The organism is Microbacterium sp. zg-Y625 (assembly GCF_030246925.1).
Taxonomy (GTDB): Bacteria; Actinomycetota; Actinomycetes; order Actinomycetales; family Microbacteriaceae; genus Microbacterium; species Microbacterium jiangjiandongii.
In genome coordinates this window covers 1,486,967-1,506,009 of sequence record NZ_CP126740.1, presented here as the reverse complement: position 1 = coordinate 1,506,009, position 19,043 = coordinate 1,486,967, and the positions used below count along the sequence as shown (strand labels likewise).

At 64.7% G+C, this 19,043-nt stretch carries 17 protein-coding genes; 4 read left to right on the top strand and 13 right to left on the bottom strand.

Going from position 1 to position 19,043, the window contains the following annotated elements; all coding sequences use genetic code 11:
- Positions 1-22 precede the first annotated feature (22 nt).
- The 9 genes from QNO14_RS06800 to QNO14_RS06760 all read right to left on the bottom strand — a co-directional run bounded on the left by QNO14_RS06800 (position 23) and on the right by QNO14_RS06760 (position 7,503).
- Positions 23-292 carry a DUF6112 family protein gene (locus QNO14_RS06800; protein WP_257506102.1) on the bottom strand — a complete coding sequence of 90 codons (270 nt, stop codon included), beginning with the start codon at positions 290-292 and terminating at the stop codon, positions 23-25.
- A gap of 94 nt (positions 293-386) precedes the next feature.
- Entirely contained in the window at positions 387-653 is a 267-nt protein-coding gene (locus tag QNO14_RS06795) for a DUF6112 family protein (RefSeq protein WP_257506101.1), read from the bottom strand.
- A gap of 5 nt (positions 654-658) precedes the next feature.
- Positions 659-1,834: a M23 family metallopeptidase gene (locus QNO14_RS06790; RefSeq protein ID WP_257506100.1), complete on the bottom strand. Its 1,176-nt coding sequence runs from the start codon at positions 1,832-1,834 to the stop codon at positions 659-661.
- Positions 1,835-1,846: 12 nt separating this feature from the next.
- Positions 1,847-2,530 (bottom strand): hypothetical protein, encoded by a 684-nt coding sequence (locus tag QNO14_RS06785; protein ID WP_257506099.1) that lies wholly within the window; start codon positions 2,528-2,530, stop codon positions 1,847-1,849.
- Positions 2,530-3,540, bottom strand: a complete 1,011-nt coding sequence (locus tag QNO14_RS06780) for a ParB N-terminal domain-containing protein (RefSeq protein ID WP_257506098.1) — start codon at positions 3,538-3,540, stop codon at positions 2,530-2,532. The genes QNO14_RS06785 and QNO14_RS06780 overlap by 1 nt, the downstream gene beginning before the upstream one ends.
- Complete coding sequence (locus QNO14_RS06775; RefSeq protein WP_257506097.1) at positions 3,537-4,436, bottom strand: hypothetical protein; 900 nt, start codon at positions 4,434-4,436, stop codon at positions 3,537-3,539. The genes QNO14_RS06780 and QNO14_RS06775 overlap by 4 nt, the downstream gene beginning before the upstream one ends.
- A gap of 423 nt (positions 4,437-4,859) precedes the next feature.
- Positions 4,860-5,504, bottom strand: a complete 645-nt coding sequence (locus QNO14_RS06770; protein ID WP_257506151.1) for a DUF2637 domain-containing protein — start codon at positions 5,502-5,504, stop codon at positions 4,860-4,862.
- 8 nt (positions 5,505-5,512) lie between these two features.
- A complete protein-coding gene (locus tag QNO14_RS06765; RefSeq protein ID WP_257506096.1) occupies positions 5,513-6,403 on the bottom strand; it encodes a bifunctional DNA primase/polymerase in 891 nt (296 codons plus the stop codon).
- Positions 6,403-7,503: an ImmA/IrrE family metallo-endopeptidase gene (locus QNO14_RS06760; RefSeq protein WP_257506095.1), complete on the bottom strand. Its 1,101-nt coding sequence runs from the start codon at positions 7,501-7,503 to the stop codon at positions 6,403-6,405. Before QNO14_RS06760 ends, QNO14_RS06765 begins: the two co-directional genes overlap by 1 nt.
- A gap of 201 nt (positions 7,504-7,704) precedes the next feature.
- Between QNO14_RS06760 and QNO14_RS06755 the strand changes: the two genes are divergently transcribed.
- The 4 genes from QNO14_RS06755 (at position 7,705) to QNO14_RS06740 (ending at position 11,068) form a co-directional block, all read left to right on the top strand.
- Positions 7,705-8,379 (top strand): helix-turn-helix domain-containing protein, encoded by a 675-nt coding sequence (locus QNO14_RS06755; RefSeq protein ID WP_257506094.1) that lies wholly within the window; start codon positions 7,705-7,707, stop codon positions 8,377-8,379.
- 90 nt (positions 8,380-8,469) lie between these two features.
- On the top strand, positions 8,470-8,985 hold the full coding sequence (locus tag QNO14_RS06750) for a hypothetical protein (protein WP_257506093.1): 516 nt from the start codon (positions 8,470-8,472) through the stop codon (positions 8,983-8,985).
- The gene (locus tag QNO14_RS06745) at positions 8,985-9,941 is read left to right on the top strand and encodes a hypothetical protein (RefSeq protein WP_257506092.1); all 957 of its coding nucleotides are present in this window, start codon (positions 8,985-8,987) and stop codon (positions 9,939-9,941) included. Before QNO14_RS06750 ends, QNO14_RS06745 begins: the two co-directional genes overlap by 1 nt.
- Positions 9,942-9,943: 2 nt before the next feature.
- The gene (locus tag QNO14_RS06740) at positions 9,944-11,068 is read left to right on the top strand and encodes an alpha/beta hydrolase family protein (RefSeq protein WP_257506091.1); all 1,125 of its coding nucleotides are present in this window, start codon (positions 9,944-9,946) and stop codon (positions 11,066-11,068) included.
- A gap of 111 nt (positions 11,069-11,179) precedes the next feature.
- On the opposite strand, the gene QNO14_RS06735 is transcribed toward QNO14_RS06740, so the two are convergent.
- The 4 genes from QNO14_RS06735 to QNO14_RS06720 form a co-directional block, all read right to left on the bottom strand.
- A complete protein-coding gene (locus tag QNO14_RS06735) occupies positions 11,180-12,097 on the bottom strand; it encodes a nucleoside hydrolase (protein WP_257506090.1) in 918 nt (305 codons plus the stop codon).
- A 46-nt stretch (positions 12,098-12,143) separates the two neighbouring features.
- Complete coding sequence (locus QNO14_RS06730; protein ID WP_257506089.1) at positions 12,144-15,182, bottom strand: glycoside hydrolase family 2 TIM barrel-domain containing protein; 3,039 nt, start codon at positions 15,180-15,182, stop codon at positions 12,144-12,146.
- A gap of 247 nt (positions 15,183-15,429) precedes the next feature.
- Positions 15,430-16,431, bottom strand: a complete 1,002-nt coding sequence (locus QNO14_RS06725; RefSeq protein ID WP_257506088.1) for a Gfo/Idh/MocA family protein — start codon at positions 16,429-16,431, stop codon at positions 15,430-15,432.
- A 51-nt stretch (positions 16,432-16,482) separates the two neighbouring features.
- Positions 16,483-18,924, bottom strand: a complete 2,442-nt coding sequence (locus tag QNO14_RS06720; RefSeq protein WP_257506087.1) for a glycoside hydrolase family 2 TIM barrel-domain containing protein — start codon at positions 18,922-18,924, stop codon at positions 16,483-16,485.
- Positions 18,925-19,043: the final 119 nt, after the last annotated feature.

The following is a 19,043-nucleotide window of genomic DNA, read 5'->3' as shown; positions in this document are numbered from 1 at the left end:
CCTCTCGGTCATCCTCGCCCGCTCAGACGGACTGACCGACGCCCCAGAAGAAGTTCACCAGCGTGACGGCCGCACCGCAGAGGACTGCTGCACCGCACGCCACGAGCACACCGAGCTTTCCGCGAGAGGCGAGATGGGGATTGGACGAGTTCGCTCCATATCCCCACGCAACGGCAGCGATGATGAGCGCGAGTACGGCGAGGATGAGCCCGACAACCATCACCGCGCCGACGATGACGCGGAGTTGCTCGATGCCGGGCAGTCCCGACGCGTTGGGTGCGATATCGATCACGGTCGTGCTCCTTGTCTGGGCAGAAACGAACCTGCGTACAAGGTGCGTGCGTCGTCCCCGCGATCCGACGACGAATGCAGACGGCGCGACCGGACTAGAGCTGCTGGCCGATCCCGATGAGGAAGTTCATCCAGGCGACTCCCGCGCCGGCCAAGGCCGCGGCCCCGGCGGCGACCAAGACCCCGGCTCGGGCACGCAGCGCCGACTGATAGTTGCCACTCGACGACGTGATCGCCCACGTAACGGCGCAGATGAGGGTCATGAGCACGGCAAAGACCAGGACGTACATGAGCAGAGCGCCAACGATGCCGCGGAGGTCGGCGCCTCCTCCGACTGCACCGAAGTCCGGGAAGATCCCCATGCCAGTCATCCTGAGAGCCCGATCGCACACAACGCCGTGGCCGACGTGCTCGCATCCTGCCCTTCGGCCCCGTGCTGGACGAACCACGGGTCAGCGTCGATGGACGGCTCGAACGAACCGCCCGGTCGGATCTCGAAGTGCAAGTGCGATCCCGTCGACTTGCCGGACGCCCCGACGTCCGCAATGTGCTGGCCAGCGGTGACCCGCTCGCCCTCGGACACGTATATGCCGGAGGCCCACATGTGTGCGTAGGCCGACGCAACTCGCTTTCCGCCGATCGTGTGTTCAATGACGACCAGGTGCCCGTACCCCGGCGACGGGCCTGCCCAGCCAACGATTCCGTCCGCTGCCGCAAAGATGGGTGTGCCGTCGGCTGCGGAAAAGTCGGTGCCCGAGTGAAATGCACGGTCTCCGGTCAAGGGGTCCGTGCGCCAGCCGTACCCGCTGGAGCGCACCCATGTGCCGCTCGGCAGCGGAAAGACGAATCGGGTCGTTTCCGGGACGGAGCGAAGAGGTGGGCCGCCGTCGGCTGCACCTGCGGCGGGCTTGGTCAGCGCCGCGAGGATCGCTTCTGCAACGGGCTGATAGTCCTGATAGCGGTCGGGGAAGGCGGAGCGTTCGACGGACTGGGCAGCTGTACCAGGATCAGCGGCCTGCCAGCCCGGAATGTCCAGGAGCCCGGCAGGTGAGGGGAAGTTAGGTCCCGATGATCCACCGAAGAAGGCGCGCACTTGGTAGTCCGGATCCATGAGCTCATCCACGGTGCCCCACCCCGCCGTCGGACGCATCTGGAAGAGGCCGAGCGAGTCGTGGTCCCTACCGACGCCGTCGTTCGGCATGTTGAGGGATGTGGGGTGAGTGGGGTTTGCGAGCATCCTCAGCGTCGACTCGGTAAGCGCTGCCATCAGTCCAATAACCACGCCCGCCCGTCCGACACCCTCGACGCCGCTGCCGACGGTGATGATCGTGGCGGCGTGCGTCAGCTGCCTGCGTCCAAGGGTCACTGATGCGCCGTCGCGCCGTACCGCGGTGAGTTTGTCCGGCACTTCGGTCACGACGAGCTGGCCTGCTGACTGGCAGGCGGCGAGCGCGGCGGGGGAGAGGAGGAGCGGTACGGCGAGCAGCCCGGCGAACGGCAGGGCGAACAACGTGACGATCAGAGCGATCATGAGCTTCTTCATGGCCAGCGCCCGTCATCGAAGCGGGTTGTCTACCTCGGACAGCCTGAGCAGCCGACACTCTTCGAAGCTGGGCTCGCACGCGATGAACAGAGTGAACGAGACCGGTCGCGACGTCTCCTGTGCCTGGGTCCCCACGATGCCGGCACGATGACGCGTCCCAGTGACGGTGTAGGCGATGGTTCCTGGGAGCAGTTGGCCATCCGCCGCCTGATCGAGCGCTTCGTTCCAGGATGCCGGGATGACCGCGTCGTCGATCGTCAACCATTGGCGGGTGCCGTAGCCGCGCAATTTTGACCAGGCGTCCGCGGTGGGGAGGTAGCTGCGGACATCGGACGCCAGCGCGGCGGTTTCCATCCCGGACGGATCGCCCGCATCGATGATGACTTGGGCGTAGTCGGACGGCTCGAAGTGTGTGGCTGTGTCCCAGTCGATCAGCGCGTGAGAGGCGGCGCGCGCGAATGCCTCGGCATCCGCTGTCGAGAGAATCGGTGGGAGGGACGGGCTCGACGCGGTCGAGTCGGGCTCAGGAGAGGGCCCGACCGGGGCTCTGGGCTCGGCCGCGGGCGCCGGCGCGGTTGGGTCGGGAGCGAGGAGGAGGCCATAGACCCCGACTCCGACGAGTGCAGCCAGCACCGCAAAGCCGACGGCGAGCAGAAGGATGAAGCGCCGGTGACCGGGGCGCACGGGGTTTGCCATCACGCGATCTCCCGCCTCGTCTGCGCTCGTGCGTTGCGGAGGGCAGTGAAGAACTCAACGGTCGAGGCGAGCGTCGCCTCGAACTGCTCCAACTGTTCGTCGGTCAGTTCCGCGGCAACCGCTGCGACGTCGAAGTGGGTCCACCACGAGTCGAGGTCCTCCCACACGCGCACGAAAGCGCGGACGGGAAAGACATGCGCGGCAGAAGCTCGCGCCTTTGGTGTTCGTCGATTGCGTTTCGCCTCCTTGACTCTCGCGAGAGCCGCATTCGCAAGCTGCTCGAGTTCGTCAGGCGGATCCAAGTCTTCGGGCGCTTCGAAGTCCTCGAACTCCCGCGGCGCCTCCTTATCCAGGACGTGCCGGATTCGAGCGTGCGACGCGGTCACGCTGCCGCCGTCATCGATGAGTCGCAGCTCATCGCTCGCTCTCTCCTTCAATGCGGGGTCAGAACCCGGGTCGGCGACAAGGCGCTGCAGTTCGGCGATGCGCTCGAGTGTCGTGTACGACGCCTTCCCCGTGACCATCTGGGCCGCCTGCGCCCGGCTCTTGCCCGGCTTGAACTGCGGTGGTGCGACCGTGGCACCACCGTCTCCTCCGGCGTGAGCATCCTGACGACCGAAACGCGACGCGGCCTGGCGTCGCGTCGCATCCTCAGCCAGGTAGTCCTTCAGCTCGGTGTAGAGCGCGGCCGCCTCCGTGGGCGTGAGGGGCTTGTGGAGGACGTTCTCGGCCTGCTCGGCCAACAGCTCGGCGAGCCGATCGGAGATCCCGGACTTGACCCAGACCTTGATCGTTTTCTCGCCGAGCCGCTTCAGAGCCTCAAGCCGTCGTGCTCCGCACACCAGGACGCCTTCGGGCGTGACGGTGACCGGTTGCAGCAGCCCGTCGCGGATGATCGACGCGGCAAGTTCATCGATATCCCCGAACTCGTTGCGGTGCCGCTGCCCGACGATGATCGATTCGATCGATCGCTCGAGCTCGATGTGGCCGATGTTTGTACCCACGGTCACCGCCTCCCTCTATCGGCGGGGGCGGAGACACTCACGGCAAGGACGAGGTCGTCATCAGTCAGGAGCGACCGCAGTGGTTCACCGATCAACAGCCGCAGCAGGATGCCGCGTCCGGCTGTCGTTCGCGCGACCTCTGGCTCGGGGTTGCCGAGGACAGCACGCAGCAGTCCATTCCACGACGCGGACGAGAGGTCGAGCAGCGTCCTTCCGTGGACGTCGCGACGGAGCGATTCCCAGGCCGTTGCACGAGAGGGCACCTCACTGAGGCGCGCGCAGATGTACTCCATCGCGGTGCGTGCCGGCGTGTGGGGCCATCCAAGGAGCGTGAGGAAAGCGATCGCATTCTCCACTGCCTCGCCTATCCCAGTCCCATCGGCCGAGGCGCGGTCGTCCTGCGAGCCCCCGAGCGGTTCCACCCGGAATGCCGGGTGATAGTCGCTCAAGGGGTTCTCCCGATCGCTGAACCGCTCCGGGTCATGGAACGACGAGAACTCGGGTCGACGCGCCTGGTAAACCGAGCACAGCAGGCCGTTCGCGCGTTCCTCCGCGATCAGGGTCACCTGCACGGCGCGGGTCACGACAGCCCAAGGGTCGTCCGCGTTGCGCACGGCGGACGAGCGCATCGCGTCGAACGCGGCTGCGGCTGCGTCCCATGGGTCGAGCCCATGCTTGCGCGCGAGCTTCGCGTAGCGCCGAACCACGTATCCCATGAGCGCTGCGGCTTCGACATCGTGGCGCCAGGCGCCATGGTCCTGCGCGGCGAGGCGTTCCAGCAGTTCGCGCAGCCCCTCCGAGCTTTCGAAGGACGCGCGAGCACTTACAGACTCAGGTACCTCCGGCCCCCGGGTTGGGGGCGCCGATGCGCCTGCCGCCGACCGCGAACTCTGCCCGGACATCGCAACCTCGCTACCGACTGATTCCCGAGCGTCGCACTGCCCCATTCACCGCGCGTCCGTTTCCGAACGCGGTCACCGGCGGAAGGCGAAGCGCCCGTTCCCGAATGGCGCGGCGGGTAGTCGCGACGTGTTGCGTTGGCAGCGCACGCGCGCGCCGGGCAAGCGAGGACTCGAGGTCGATTCCCTGACCTGCGACGCGACCGGTAACGGCCGGAACGAGTTCGGTGGGTCGCATCCAGACAATTTCGCTGCGAACCTGCTCGGCACCTGAGGAAGTCATCGGTTGACGCACAAGGGAGGGATCGGCGTGCCGCGCGAACTCGGACGCCTCGTCGTTCGCCGACCTGTCAACGAGGGCGCGGTGGCCTTCGGACGCATCCGGGCGAAGCCGCGTCTCCGGTTGCTGGTCTCGGCCGTATTCGGTCATGGCACAACTCCCTTCTGAACCTCAGGTGTGCGGAGCTTCCCCGCGATCCATCGACCGACTGTCGATGGATGAACTCCTGTGGCGCTCGCGATTTGCTTGTTCGACATGCCGCGCTGGTGCATTAGCTCCGCAAGTTCCTTGAGTGCACCCTTCTCCGGAACGTCTGCTTGCGCTCGAAGTTGCATCGGTTCTGTGGATGGAACGAGCGACGCGGTATCTGTGGAGGAGGAGCCGAAGCGGAACCGTTGAGTGAGGACCACGGTCAGGTGCGTGATCGCGAGCAGGACCAACGGAGGCACGGCCGCAACGGATGCCGCGAGCACCGGTGGAAGGCTGGCATCGGCGGCCACAACCGCGTGGATCGCGTTCGCGGCGACTGATGCGGCGGCACCGGCCAGAAGTAGCATCCACGGGTACCAGGCGTCGCGTTGCCCAGCCAGCGCCACAACCGCGACGGTGCCGACGACGATGATCCCGTCAACGATGAGGGGCCATGCCCACGCTTGCGTCGGCGCAATACCGGATCGGCGCGCGAGATCCGCGAGTGCAGTGAACGACAACCAGAAGGCGCCGCCGGCTATGAAGACGGTCCCAGCGACCGCGGTCCAGACGGCAATCCGCCCCGACTGCGGCCCTGTCATTCCGGGCATCACGAGATCACCTGCCCGTTGATCGGGTGCGCAACTGCTTGAGCACCGCGGCTATGGAAAGGCGACGTCGGGGCCGCCACCGTCCGGTACGCAGACCGGATGGTGGTCAGGACCTCGGATTGACCCAGCCCCGCGTGCTCGGCCGCCGGTCCGAGCACGGTGCGCGCGCTCTCGTCCGTGACGCCGTTCTCGGCGAGCCGGCATGCCGCCCAATACAGTGCGCGGTTTCGTTCACCTTCGGGCCGGGTAGCCAGCCAGGCTGCGATCCGCTCCACGTCCACGTCGCGGAGCGCGTTCGTGGTCATCGTCGAGACTGGAGCCGGCTTCGGGTCAAGGAACGCTCGCAGCGCTGCTCCGTCAATGGGCACGGCCTCACTGCGCCCGGTGCCGATCAGCTCATAGGCTGACCGATTGCCTTCGAACAGCACCAGCGACGGTGGGACGATGACGTAGCCGCCCTCGCCACGGAAGTCGATGCCGGACCGCGCGGCCTGCCAGGACGGCTGCGCGCGGTCAGGGTCAGCGGGGTAATAGGCGTGCATGCCGCCGGACGCCGTCTTCACGAGTGCCTGCCAGCGGTCCGCGAGACCCTCTCGGCGGGCGAGTTCGAAGGCAGCGAACCCGCGCACTCTACCGTGCACGTCGACATCGACGACCTCGAGACCGGAAGCGTGCCCGGTCGGCATACCGATGTTCGCCTGCGGCCATTGCGTCCACCAGCGGCCGACCTGCTCGGCGTCGGTGGTCGCGTCGTGGAACCCGTGCTCCGTGAGCGGCCGCTTCTGAGCAGGCTTGCACGGGAAGATCGGGATTCCGGCTGCGGCGAACCGCGTCGCTCCCTCGCGCGGCGTAAGTCCGATCATCGAGGCGAGCACGGCGACCGTGTCCATTACAGCACCCGAGGCGAGGTCTCCGACCGGCCGGAGGATCGCCTCCCTGTCGTCTGACCGGTGCCAGCTGGGTTCCCCACCCCATGCGAGGTGTGCAACGAGGCCGAACTCTCGGGCGCTGCCCTCATCAAGCCGGGCGGGTCGCCCGATCCCATTTGAATCGTCGGCAGGCTCTCGAGAATCGCGAGCGCTGCCGTCCGCACTCGCGCGCCGGTTTCTTGAACGACCTCGACCGGTGTCTTGGCATCGATGGACGTTGCCCAGGTTGACACGTAGGGGATGGTGTACCCAGATGTGTCGAGACCGTGCGCCGCTCCGATCATCAGTGCGACGGACTCCGCCTCGACTTCGGTGATCCCATGGTGCAGCGTCGCAGCTCCGTTGCCGGGGCCATGCAGCTTGAGGTGGGCGAGCTCGTGCGCCAGGGTTTTCGCTCGCGCTGCGGGATCCATGTCGCCACGTACAACGACGCTCCGCGTGACGTAATCAGTCATGCCGTTCGCTCCGCCGAGATCGCGATCGCTGCCAACGATGCGCAAGGAGTAGCCGTGCCCGCGTACCAACGTCGCTAGGCCGTCCCACAGACCTTCCGGTGCCTCTCCTTCGAGCATCTGCGGCCGGGGCAGTTCCGGGATCGGCGCGCCGCTCGTCTGAGATGCGTCCCACACGTATGCCGGCCGCACACCCACCATGCCCGTGCGCACCACGTCACCGTGCTGCGGGGCCTCGCGAGGTGCGAGCCGACGCCATGACTTGGTGACTTCGGGAGTGGGCGAGGCGAACCGGCCGAGGACCGGGGCGAAGATCATGTAGCCGCTCTGGCCACGTTCGACGGACCGGCCCAAGGTCAGCCACTGCTTGAAACCCGCGATGTACGTCGGCGTCGGCTCGGGGACCCGGCCTTGCCTGAACGCAACGGCGTGCTGCGTCCAGATGAGCACGGTGTTGTTGAACGATCGAGAGCGAAACCGAGCCGCGAACTCAAGCGCTCGCGCCCAGTCATCGCCAGTCACGAGCCCGGCGACAGCGTCTGCCAGCTGTGCGTGCAGACGTTCGAGCTTCGCCTCAGCGGCCCCGACGCTAGATCTTTGGTGGGACATGGCGTGAAAACCTCCTCCTGCGCAGCCGACCTGGGCGGCTTCTCGTGGGAGGTACGCGTCATTTCACCGATGACGGCGTCTGCGGGCCGGTGGTGGGCGCGCGAGGGCACGGGGGCAGTGTGCGTACATAGGAGCAAGATACGCCCCATGTGCTGGAATAGGTATAAGCCCCTTGGAAACCCGTAGCGATACCCTGTCCTCGTGGGCAGACGATCCCAGGGCGGGGCTGGCGCGTGGTCGATGGACCTGGTGCGCGCAGTGTCTACGCTGCGCGAAGCAGCCGGGATGACGAACCAGGAACTGATCGACCGGTCGGGCATGTCAGCGAGCTACTTCTATGGGCGGTTGCGCGGCTCCGCGCCCTTCGACGCGAACGACATCGAAAAGCTCGCGCAGGCCTTAGGGACCCACCCGCATGAGATCTCACGCGTGGCGGCATCCATCGGCGAGGCGCGCGAGATCGAGCCCATGGTGGACACAGAGCCGGAGGAGCTGGGCCGTCGGCTGACCGCGGTCTCCCGTGCGCCCCGCCTTGACGGTTCGACTTTCAACGTCGATGAGCTTGTCAGTGAGCTCGCTGCTCGCGGAGTCGCATTCGATCGGGATGAGTGGTCCAGCCTGATCGCTGGAGCGTCCCCGTCACCTGTGCGGGTGCGAGTTCTTGAAGGCGTCGGAGTGTATGCGGGCGTTTCTTCTGCGTACCTGCTGGACCTGGGCGACGCTGCGGCGGTGGAAGCAGCTGAAGCGAACTTCGAGTTCCGTGAGGCGCTTAAGGCGTCCGGTGCGGATTCGGTGTCAGCTCGTGCCGTCGGTGAGATTTCGCCTACCGCGTTACGCGCGATTGCGCAGACGCTGAGGTCGATCTCTGCGCAATGAGGTACTGACCTGACCTCTACTGCGCATCGGCGTACAGTGTAGGCGTTCGAGCGATCGCAGTGCCGAGGTCGTGATCGGAGGTCGGGCACCATGAGCTACCGCGCATCTCGAGATCATCAAGAGTTGCGCGCCCGCGCCCAACAACAGCTGGAACGCCTTGAGCTGCCCGCCGACGTAGACCTCAGGGACATCGTTCGGCACGTTGCCTTTGCAACCGGCAGGCGGATCGACATCGAGCCGGTCGGTGATCGGGATTGGGAGAACATCACCGGTCTGGTGCTGCTCACGGCCGACGCAGCCACGATCCTGGTGCGGAAGTCCGATCCCCGCTGGTACCAGTTCCACACCGTCCTCCACGAGCTGTCCCACGTTCTGTTCGAGCATGAGGGCTGTGCGACACTGCCCGTCAAGCATGCCGGTTCCCGTCATATGCGCGCCGGTCAGACTGTGCTCGCCCGCGGAATCGTCACGCCGGACTTCGAGCTGGACCTCGACTTTGCCGACACCGAATTGGTGGTTGAAGCGGAGGCCGAGAAGCTGTCGCAACTCTTGTCGCGCCTGCTGCTGCGTCCCCGTCACGGTCACGACGAGGCGGTGTTCGGCTGATGCTGCTCCGTATCGAGACGATCGCGTTCGTTGCCCTGCTGATCCTGACGCTGATCCGACTGCCCTCGGCGATCCGGGAGCCGTCGAGTCGGCTGACCTGGATCGCCACAATCACCGGACTGGCAGCGATCTTCATGGTCGGAGTCGCGGTTCCGTTGCACACCGTCGACGGGTGGCTCGGCGGAACGAACGTCGCGAACCTGGTCCAGAACATCCTCGCGACTGCGGCGTTCTGGTTCGTCATGCAGGCAGCGCTCACGCTGGACGGCAGCCGATTCAATACGCGCAGCCTGTGGGAGCTACCGCTCATGTGCCTCGCCTTCATTATCCCATTCCTCATGATCGTCGATCGAGGGTCGACGACGGACGCCTTCATCGACGAGACCGCGGATCACTTCGGGTTGTGGGCGTATGCGTCGATCTACATGGGATGCGTCGTGCTGATCATGACTCGGATGCTCCGCGGCATCCACGGTCGCAAACCGCGATCGTACATCGCCATCCGCGTCGGCGCGTGGGCGATCCTCTGCGCCAGCCTGGTCGAGATCGTTTACCTGACCCTCCGCGTCGCGGGCATGGGGCGAACACCGCCCGTCGAAGCAGTCGGGAGTCTGTTCACATTTCCGTTCTACGGCGGCGTCGTGTTGGTTTGCGCCGGGATCATCGCGTTCGCAATCGCCCGCGCGGGCCGCAGGTCCATGAACACCGCGCTCGGCCGACTGCTCGCCAGAGCGAGCCTCGACCGAGGGATGATCGTCAGCCCTGTTCCTGACGAAGATCCCGTGCATGAGGCCTACCGGCTCGCAGTCCGCCTCACCGACATCGCCAACAGCCAGGAGCTGACGAAACGTGAGCGAATCCTGCTTCGTGCCGCGACACAGATGCTCGACCGACAGATGAGGGCGCCCGCTGTTGTCCGAATGTCCAGTGCTACGGGGACGGTGACAGCACCTTGAAAGTGATCGCCATCGTGACCGCGGCCACGGCCGCGCTCGCCGCAATTGCCGCGAGTCTGCTCCGATTGCTGGTTCGACGCGTCGTCGGTGTCGAACCGAGAAGGAAGACGCTCACCGTGCGTCGCATCGGTGACGATATCGAGATGCCGAAGAGCGCGCTGACCCTCGCTGACGGGAGCTATGGGCTTTGGTTCGGAGAGCGATTCGAGCACCACGCGCTAATCGGACCTGTAACTGCGTCGGATGAGCACAGCGTCATTCGCCCTGTGCTCAGGACGACGGCCCCGATCAGTACGGAGCCATTCGAGGCACAGTGGACCGGCCACGTCATGAGCGGGCCCGCGGAGATCGATCCCGAATGGGAAGACGTCACGGTGCCACTGCGTGACGGACTCTTGGCGCCGGCCTGGCTCTTCCGGGGTGATTCGCCCGATGCGCCGTGGGTGATCCACGTGCAGGGGATTCGAACGTCGCGACTCGTGACACTGCGCTCCGTTGAGGTTGCGCAGAGCGCCGGGCTGACCTCACTTGTGATCACGTATCGCGGTTCGGGCGACGGTCCACCAGCACCAGCCTCGACCCTCGGGCAGCGTGAGTGGACGGACTTGTCTGACTCGATCGCGTACGCCCGGGCGTGCGGTGCTACGTCGATCTACGTTGTGGCGTGGTCGATGGGTGCAGGGCTCGCGCTTGAACTCCTTCGTCACGAGCCGGATGCGTTCGACAGGCTCGTGTTGATTGCCCCGGCAACGAACTGGCGACGAATTATCAGGCACCGCGTGCGTGATGCGGGTCTGCCTGCGTTCGCAGGGGCCGTCGTTACGTGGGCGCTCGGCTCTCGCGTGGCCAGCCAGCTGATGGGGCTACCGGAGCTGCTGGACTTGGATCGGCTCGATTGGGGCCAGAGCCTCAAGATGAACGTGCCGGCGATCGCGGTCCACTCCAGGGGCGACGCAGAAATCCCCTTCGAGATCACGAACGATTTCATCGCGGCGCACCGGAATGTCACGCTCGTGGAAACGGGCGCTGCGCCGCACGGGTGGGAGGCGAACGTTGACCCCGAATTGTTTCGGTCTGCGTTGACGGCGTGGTTCGCGGGCCCCGCGGCAGCGGACGTCTGCCGCTGAGATCCGAGATTCGCATATTGGGTCCCTCGCGGATCAATGAACTGATTCGCCGCGATGGACACGGAGGCCGCCGCGAGGAATGCTCGACCTCCGTTTCCTTGCGGGAGCCCCTCAGCGGGAGCCATCCTGAATACGCTCAGCCCTCGTGCGCTCGTGGGCCTTGATCTTGGCGAACATGTCCTCGAGCAGCCAGCGCGTATCGTACGTCTCAGCCACCCTCACGGTCCGTCCCGGGACGACGATTCGCGTCATACGTGCGTTGTCGTCGAATGTCCTCACGGAGTGGGTCCGCCATGACGCACTGTGAGGGTTGATCACCACCCCGATTGCAGGGGAGTCGCCAAGTGTGCGGTATTCCATCTCAGGTAAACCAGCGCGGTCGGACACCCAGGCGTTAAAAGCCTTCAACTGTCCGACAAGGTATGCCCCGAGATCACCGTGAGGCGCGACCTTATCGTCGAGCTCGGCGTAGCCCACCCCCAGCAGAGAGTAAACAGACGAGGGAATCTGCCAGACGGTCAGGCCGGACTGGAAGACGACGTTCGCGGCTGCCACGTCGTTGAGTAGATTGAACTCGCCGAAGTGGCCACCCGGGTGGTCACCGTCGTACGGGTCTCCTCCGATCCAGACAACGGTGAGGTTCTCCTGCTCTGTGAGTGTCGGGTCCATCAGGATCGCGCTCGCCATGTCACTCAGGGGACCGAGGACGACAACAGAGAGTTCGCCGGGCTTGTGTGCGGCCTCGATGATCAGCCTCGCTCCGTCGGAAGGCACCGCAGTGCGCGGGTCGGGTAGCCGGTGCGGCGCACCGTTCTGAACGGGAATGTCGTTTTCACCGCCAAGCAACCGCAAGAGCAGCTCGATTTCCTCGCGGCTCTCTTCCATGCTTCGCGGTGAACGCCGGTCGCCGAAGTGCGCGGCAATCAGCCCTTCGACCGACAGAGACGGGGACAAAAGAGCGTGAACGATGGCGAACTGGTCGTCGGCCTCATTCTTCGCGTCAGTGTTGATGATGATCCGTCGCTTCATGCGTCCCCTCGGGCGTGCAGTATCCGTCTGAGTAATCGTCCGCCTTTTAGTGCTCCGATCGGAGGTCAAGGACCCACGACCACTGGTATTCGCTCCCGTTTAGCCGAAACTCAGGCCGCGTGTCGGGGCCGAGCAACGCTGTTCCAACGCCACGGTGGGCGATGTCGAGGTGCACGATGGTGCGGCCGCTCGGGGGAAGTTCCCACCAATGCGCGGCCGTCTCCAACTCATCGACGGTGTAGCGTCCGACGTTCACGTGCAAGGGGGAGCCGTGCTCCGTCGTCACTCTCGCTCGTGGGGCCGTCAGCTCGAGGCGGGTGACCTCGCCGCGGGTGCCGTTCTCTTGCGGGTGCAGATATGGCACTGCAAGGCCGTCGATCGGCGAGGACCACTTCCCGGTTGTCGCCGCGCGCTGTCGATCTGGATAATTCTCCCAGGGTCCCAGGCCTAACCACGTGGCGTCTGTAAAGTCCTTGCTGAGCTCAAAGCGCACTCCAACGCGCAGGCCGTCCTTGGTGTCCTGGGGGAGCGAAACGTGCTCATCGAATCGGTATCTGCCGGCGCCGAGCTGAGAGATGGTCCGCGTATGAACAACTTGATCCCCAAAGGCCGTCGCGTAGACAATCGTGACGACATCTACGGCATCTGATTCGTGCCGCTCTACGTTCGTGGAGATCGCGTTCAGACGGAAGAACCCACTGCGAATGAACCGCTGATCGAGGGTGAATGCCTGATCGTTGTCCGTCAGTGCGCGCCACAGTGAAATCTCGGGCCATGCCTCGAGAAGCGGGTGGGCGATGCGGCCACTGTCATCCACCGTCGCAGCGGCATCCCGGGAGATCGCTGGGGTGTCAGGAAGGACGGGGTCGATATCGAAGCGCACTTGCTGGGCGCCCAACGAGGTTTCGGCCGGTGCCCAGATCGTGTCGTTTGCGAGTCGAAGAACGAGAGTCACGCCGAGGGTGGAGGCATCCTGCGCCGCTCGATGGATATCCGTGGGCAAGGTGATCGTTGCCGTTTCCCCGGCGGCGACCGACGGCGTCGGGATGCGGGTGATGTAGAGCGGCCCATCGGGGGAGTCGACGTGAACGTCCAGGGCGAACTGCGACAGGTCGGCGAAGTACTGACGGTTTCTAATCGTTACAGTGCCAGCTTTGGCCGCTGCGGCCCCGGAGACGATGCGAACGGGGCTGAATATTCCGCGAGCCTCGAACATTGCGGGGCGGGGGACGCCATTCGCGTCGGCGATACCGTTCAGGAGTACCGTCCCGTCGTGCGGCGTGTCTCCGAAGTCGCCGCCGTAGAGACCGCGCCCAGTTCGGTCGGGATCCAGCGCGTGGTCCTTGAACTCCCAGATGAAGCCGCCTTGCAATCCCACTGTGCTCTCGATGAGGTCCCAGTAGTGAGCAAGATTACCGGTGGAGTTTCCTTGGGAGTAGGCATACTCGCACATGATCAGCGGACGGTCGGCTCGAGGATCCGCCGCGTAGGCGGCAAGCGCATCGAAGGAGGGGTACATCGGGCACAAAATGTCGGTCCCGTGATGGCCTGCATGCCAGTCGAGGGAGATAGCGCCCTCGTAATGCACCGGTCTCGAGGGGTCGTATCGGCGGACCCAACCGGCCGCCGCGTCGTGATTGGCGCCGTAGCCCGCCTCATTGCCGAGCGACCAAGCGATGACCGAAGGGTGGTTTTTGTCACGCAGGACCATTCGGGAGAGGCGATCCACGTAGGCGGGAAGATACCGCGGGTCGTCGCTCACGTACGGGAACGCGTGTGCTTCGATGTCGGCCTCATCGATGACGTAGAAGCCGATCTCGTCGCACAAGTCGAGGAATTGGGGGTCGTTCGGATAATGGGACGTGCGCACCGCGTTGAAGTTGAACTGCTTCAGGAGGCTGAGCTCCTCGAGCATCTGGGCGGTGGTCAGGACGCGACCTGTGTGCGGGTCAAAGTCGTGTCTGTTCACGCCCTGGATGAGCACAGGCTTTCCGTTGACGAGCAGCTCGCGACCGCTCACCTCTACGCGACGGAACCCGATTCTGAGCCTCGTCTCATCGCTGACGCGTCCACCGGGCTCAACGAGTTCGATCAGCAGCGTCTCCAGGTGAGGTGTCTCCGCTGACCACGGCGGCACGTCTAGGTCTGCAATCTCCACCGTCGCAGTGCCTGCGACGGGCTTCGGGGCAACCGACGCGGCCAGCCCGGCGCTCGCACGCTCGAGCCCCGTCGGCGCGGGGGCGCCCGCGGCATTCAGGGAGAGCAGGTCCATAAATCCGTCGGGGAACATCGCCGGAGGTTGTGTTGTCCGATCGGTGGACATTACTGGGAGTCCCTGGAGGGCAACGCGGGGCGCGATGTCGACGTCAAAGACTCGATCGAGGACTGTCACCCGAATCTGATGCCCCACGTCTCGCTCCGCGTCTAGCCCAACTGTGCTGACGGTGAGCCTCAGCGACCCCCGCTGGGTCTCAGGATCGAAGTCTGGGCGGGCGAAGACATCCGCGAGACGAATGGGCGCGAGCACGGCCAGAGTGATGGGGCGACTGATTCCTCCATGCCACCACTGATCCTGGTCTTCGATGTAGGTGCTCGAGGACCATTTGCTGACCCTCAACTCCACATGGTTCGTTCCCGAACGGACTGAGTCGGAAATGTCGAACTCCGCCGCCAGGTGGGAGTCAGTGCTCATCCCCACAAACTCACCGTTCACGAAGACGCGAAGGTGCCCCTCGGCCGCGCCGATGCTCAAGATCGCCCTGTTTCCGGCCAGGTCATCGATGTGCACGGTGGTGCGGTAGACACCTGTGGGATTGTGCGCAGGCGTCTGCGGAGGAACGGCGTCAAAGGGAATTGTGACGTTCGTGTAGTGCGGACGATCGGTCTGCTCGGTCATCGTCCACAACTCCGGAAGGGACACTTTGTGCCAGACCTCGCCCGGGTGACCGTCCGGGTCGGAAAGTAGCTGGAACTCCCATTCGACCAGGGTCCTGCTGGAGGGGCGTCGGAGGGCATGCATCGGAAGGCGCGAGACGAAGGGTTCGGTTGAGTCCGGGCCATGGAAGCGCGCCGTGCGGTGGGTCATCGAGTGCTCCTTTGAACTGCGGTCATGGTTCCTGCCCCGTTTGATGCCGCGGGACTCATCATCACGGTATCACGTGTTACTCAAAGGCTTCTGTAGAAAAGATGCTTACGGGGGTGCTCGGTCTCGACTCCGTGAGGCGACAAACCTTTGCGTCGTGACGGCGCAAGTTGGTGTGCCCGGATGTTGACGATGGGCACAAGACGGAAGCGTTGAATCTCTCTATTGATGAGTGCGTGGATACCACTGGCTAGTGGGGCAGCGCATCCGCCTCTGATGGCGCGTGCGTCGACCTGATCTGGGCGAGGATCCCATCCATCGTTCTGAAGACAGCGGCTGTGTCGGCGCCTGTATGCAGCGGGTGCTCGCGTAGGCCCTGCTTCAGGGCGTCCATCACTGCCCGCACCATGGGCACGTATCCGCTACCCTCACGGGGGTGGGTGATCAAGCCGGGCTCACGAAACACACGCCTTAGGTCGCCGGCATGGATTTCCAGGTCGGTCGTCGCCCAGAAGGGTGGCGAGAGGGTGAGCCAGCCCTCGGTACCCGCGACAGATGCGGTCAGCTCGGTGAACTCCACCATTGAACAGGCGCACTGCGCGTAGCGCCCCCCGCTGAACTCGAGGGTGAAGTGCGCGGAAAAGTCCAAACCGTCATCGCGCACTGCTCCGGAAGCAATGATGCCGGTCGGTTCGCCCAGCACGCTCTGAGCGAGCGTGACGGGATAGATCCCCTGGTCGAGCAAGGCGCCCCCGCTTCGGGACAGGTCGGTTCGGCTGCCAGTCGGGTCGGGGAAAGGAATTCCGAACGAGGCACGAAGATTGCGGACGTCTCCGATGACTCGGTCTCGGAGCTGTTCATGGAGCGCCGTGTAGACGGGACTGAACTTCATCCACATGGCCTCCATGAGGAAGACATCCTGGGCGCGAGCAATCTCGAACAGCCCCTCCACCTCTGCGGTGTTCAGCGCCATGGGCTTCTCGACGAGCACGTGCTTGCCCGCCTGCAGTGCGCGCTTCGTCATCTCGAAGTGGAGCGCGAAGGGGGTGGCGATGTAGACAGCGTCGACTTCCGTGTCCTGCAGCACGACCTCATAGTCCGCGGTCGAGCGCGGGATTCCGAATTCGGAAGCGAACCTCTCAGCATTCCCGCGATCTCGTGAGTGCACGAGTACGACATCGGCCAGTTCCTGCATATCTGGCACGACGCTGCGAGAGACTGCGCCTGTCCCGACAACGGCCCACTTGGTCACAAAATGCTCCAATTCCGAGATCAAGACTGCCGCGCCGCACTCCGGCCCCGGTCAACCGACCGGGACTACGATCGTGGTGTCGCTTACGCCCTCCGCGGTGGCCGTCATGCTGAACTTGCCGGCGCCGGTGGCGCGCACCACAGCCAACGCACGTCCATCGAACGTGGAGTGCTCCGAATCCACGAAGGACTCTGCCGTCACGGGCCGTCCGCTCGCGAACCCCAGAAGCGTGGCGGGACCGTCTAGCGATATCCTCACGATCCGGTCGGCTGCGGTGTGCAGAATTCCACCGGCGTCCTCGAGCTGCACCTCCACGAAGATGAGGCCCCCCATGGCGACTGCGTCCTTATCGGGACGTAGCGTCAAGCGGATGTCCGTCCCCGGTGTGGTCAGAGTGGTGCGGCCGGTTTCAACACCTTCGTTGCAGGAGACGGCAGTGAGCTCGCCGGGCTGATACTCCACATCGAAGTCGGCACGAAAGGCGCGAGTCTCGCCAACGCGGGCGATGCCCAAGCTCACACCGTCGAGGAAGAGCTCCACATCGGTTCCGGCGCTGTAGACCTCGACGTTCGTACGCTGTCCCTCCGACCCCCGCCATGACCAGCTCGACACGGTATCGCTCCACGCCCACGGTGACACCGCCCGGAAGCCCTGGCCGTAGCGTTCGGGACGCTGCACCGCAATGTATGGCTGGCGGCGCAACCCGAATACCGTCTCCCGGTAATAGGAGACCGGGCGACGGAAGCCCGTGATGTCGAGGTCGCCCGTGAAGGCAGTGAGTCCCGGAAAGGTCGTCGCGAACCCAGACCCGCTGTCGTCGGTGGGCTCGTCATAGCGAAGAACGCCGATACCCGCCTCGCCGAGGTAGTCGAATCCGGTCCAGGTGAAGTCACCCAGCACATGCGAATTCGACTGGACGAGGGCCCAGTTCGCGTCGATGTCGCCGGGCCACGTTTCGGTGCCCAGTATGACGCGATCCGGAAACAGCTCGCGGTCGAGTTCGTAACGCGCAACCCCGTAGTTCATGCCTGCAACGTCGAGGACGGCGAAGGACTCTTCGGTTCGGGACGTCACGGGCTCAGAGGACTGGATCTGATTCATCATCGCTCCGATGGCCCCCATCATCGTGTTGACGCCACCGCCGGCAGCACCCGGTTCGGCGGAGGCGCGTCGACGGCGACCTTCGAGGACCATGTCCAGGACGGATACGAATCCGTTGATGCCGTTGGTCACGAGCCTCGTGGGATCCAGCTCACGTACCTTCTCGGCCAAGCGGCGACTCCACACCGCGCCGAACCGGTCCCCGGTCTCAGGTATCTCGTTTCCAATTGAATAGAAGATGACCGACGGGTGATTGATGTCCTTCGCGACGAGTGACGCGATGTCTTTCTCCCACCACTGGGGGAACTCGAATGAATAATCGAAGGCCGTCTTGGCTTGGGTCCACATGTCGAATGCTTCGTCCATGACGAGCATCCCCAGCCGATCGCACGCGTCGAGCAGGGCGCTGCTTGCCGGGTTATGGGCGCTGCGAATCGCGTTGAAGCCGGCTTCCTTGAGCAGACGTACCTTTCGCTCCTCCGCGTCGCCGAAAGCCGCGGAGCCAAGCGGCCCGTTGTCGTGATGAATGCAAGCGCCTCGAAGCTTCACCGAGCGCCCATTGATTCGCAGGCCGCGGACGGGGTCGACCTTCAGCGTGCGGATGCCGAATTGAGTGGCCGTGCTGTCGATCACATCGTCGGCTGTCACTTCCACGCGCGCTGTGTACAGCTCCGGGGTGTCGACGTCCCAAAGTGCTGGCCCCGCGACGAGGAGTCGCTGCCTCGTGACTGCGGTGCTGTGAGGGAGCAGTGTGAGGGGCGTGGTGCCACGAGCGACTTCGGTCCCCGACGCGTCCTCGACCACGGTATCGATCCGTGCTGTGATGCTGGTCGACAGAAGGCTCTCGATGTCGGCCGATACGACTACGGTCGCCCACTCTTGGTCCACATCGGGGGTTGTAACCCGCAGTCCGTCGACCGCGACATGCACGGGGTTTTTGACGACCAGGTGGACATCGCGGTAGATGCCGGCACCGGTGTACCAGCGTGAGTCCAGGTGCGTGCGAGCATCGACCCGAATCTCGTTGTCGGTGTCGAAGTTGATGAACGGGTCAATTCGCACCGTGAACCGCGAATACCCGAAAGCATCCTGCCCTGCGAGCGCGCCGTTGACGTACACATTGGCGTTGCGGTACACGCCATCGAACTCCAGGGCTATGAGCTTTCCTCGGTCCTTCGACGGGACGTTCAGCAAGCGTCGGTACTCGAACGCACCGCCCCGGAAGTAGCCGGTCGTCTCTCCGCGCGGTGCTTCCTTGGAGCGTTCCGTTCCTATCAGAGCATCATGGGGCACCGTAACCTCACGCCAGTCGTTGCCTTCTGCCCCCCCGATCTCATCGAAGGGAGTCGCCTTGGCGCGAAAGCTCCAGCCGTCGTTGAGCGCCGCGCGCATCAGCGACCCATATCCACGTGGGGGAGACTATTGCTCTTCATCTAGGGCACTTTCCTGGTTGCATATCGAGGCTCGATCCCGCAGGGCTCACCAAAGTAACACGTGTCAACGCAGAGTGG

Coding starts and splice junctions, on each gene's coding strand:
- QNO14_RS06790 (WP_257506100.1), bottom strand. CDS start 1,834: ATGAAGAAGCTCATGATCGCTCTGATCGTCACGTTGTTCGCCCTGCCG.
- QNO14_RS06745 (WP_257506092.1), top strand. CDS start 8,985: ATGCTGCTCCGTATCGAGACGATCGCGTTCGTTGCCCTGCTGATCCTG.
- QNO14_RS06760 (WP_257506095.1), bottom strand. CDS start 7,503: ATGTCCCACCAAAGATCTAGCGTCGGGGCCGCTGAGGCGAAGCTCGAA.
- QNO14_RS06750 (WP_257506093.1), top strand. CDS start 8,470: ATGAGCTACCGCGCATCTCGAGATCATCAAGAGTTGCGCGCCCGCGCC.
- QNO14_RS06770 (WP_257506151.1), bottom strand. CDS start 5,504: ATGACAGGGCCGCAGTCGGGGCGGATTGCCGTCTGGACCGCGGTCGCT.
- QNO14_RS06765 (WP_257506096.1), bottom strand. CDS start 6,403: ATGGACACGGTCGCCGTGCTCGCCTCGATGATCGGACTTACGCCGCGC.
- QNO14_RS06720 (WP_257506087.1), bottom strand. CDS start 18,924: ATGCGCGCGGCGCTCAACGACGGCTGGAGCTTTCGCGCCAAGGCGACT.
- QNO14_RS06775 (WP_257506097.1), bottom strand. CDS start 4,436: ATGTCCGGGCAGAGTTCGCGGTCGGCGGCAGGCGCATCGGCGCCCCCA.
- QNO14_RS06735 (WP_257506090.1), bottom strand. CDS start 12,097: ATGAAGCGACGGATCATCATCAACACTGACGCGAAGAATGAGGCCGAC.
- QNO14_RS06785 (WP_257506099.1), bottom strand. CDS start 2,530: ATGGCAAACCCCGTGCGCCCCGGTCACCGGCGCTTCATCCTTCTGCTC.
- QNO14_RS06795 (WP_257506101.1), bottom strand. CDS start 653: ATGGGGATCTTCCCGGACTTCGGTGCAGTCGGAGGAGGCGCCGACCTC.
- QNO14_RS06730 (WP_257506089.1), bottom strand. CDS start 15,182: ATGACCCACCGCACGGCGCGCTTCCATGGCCCGGACTCAACCGAACCC.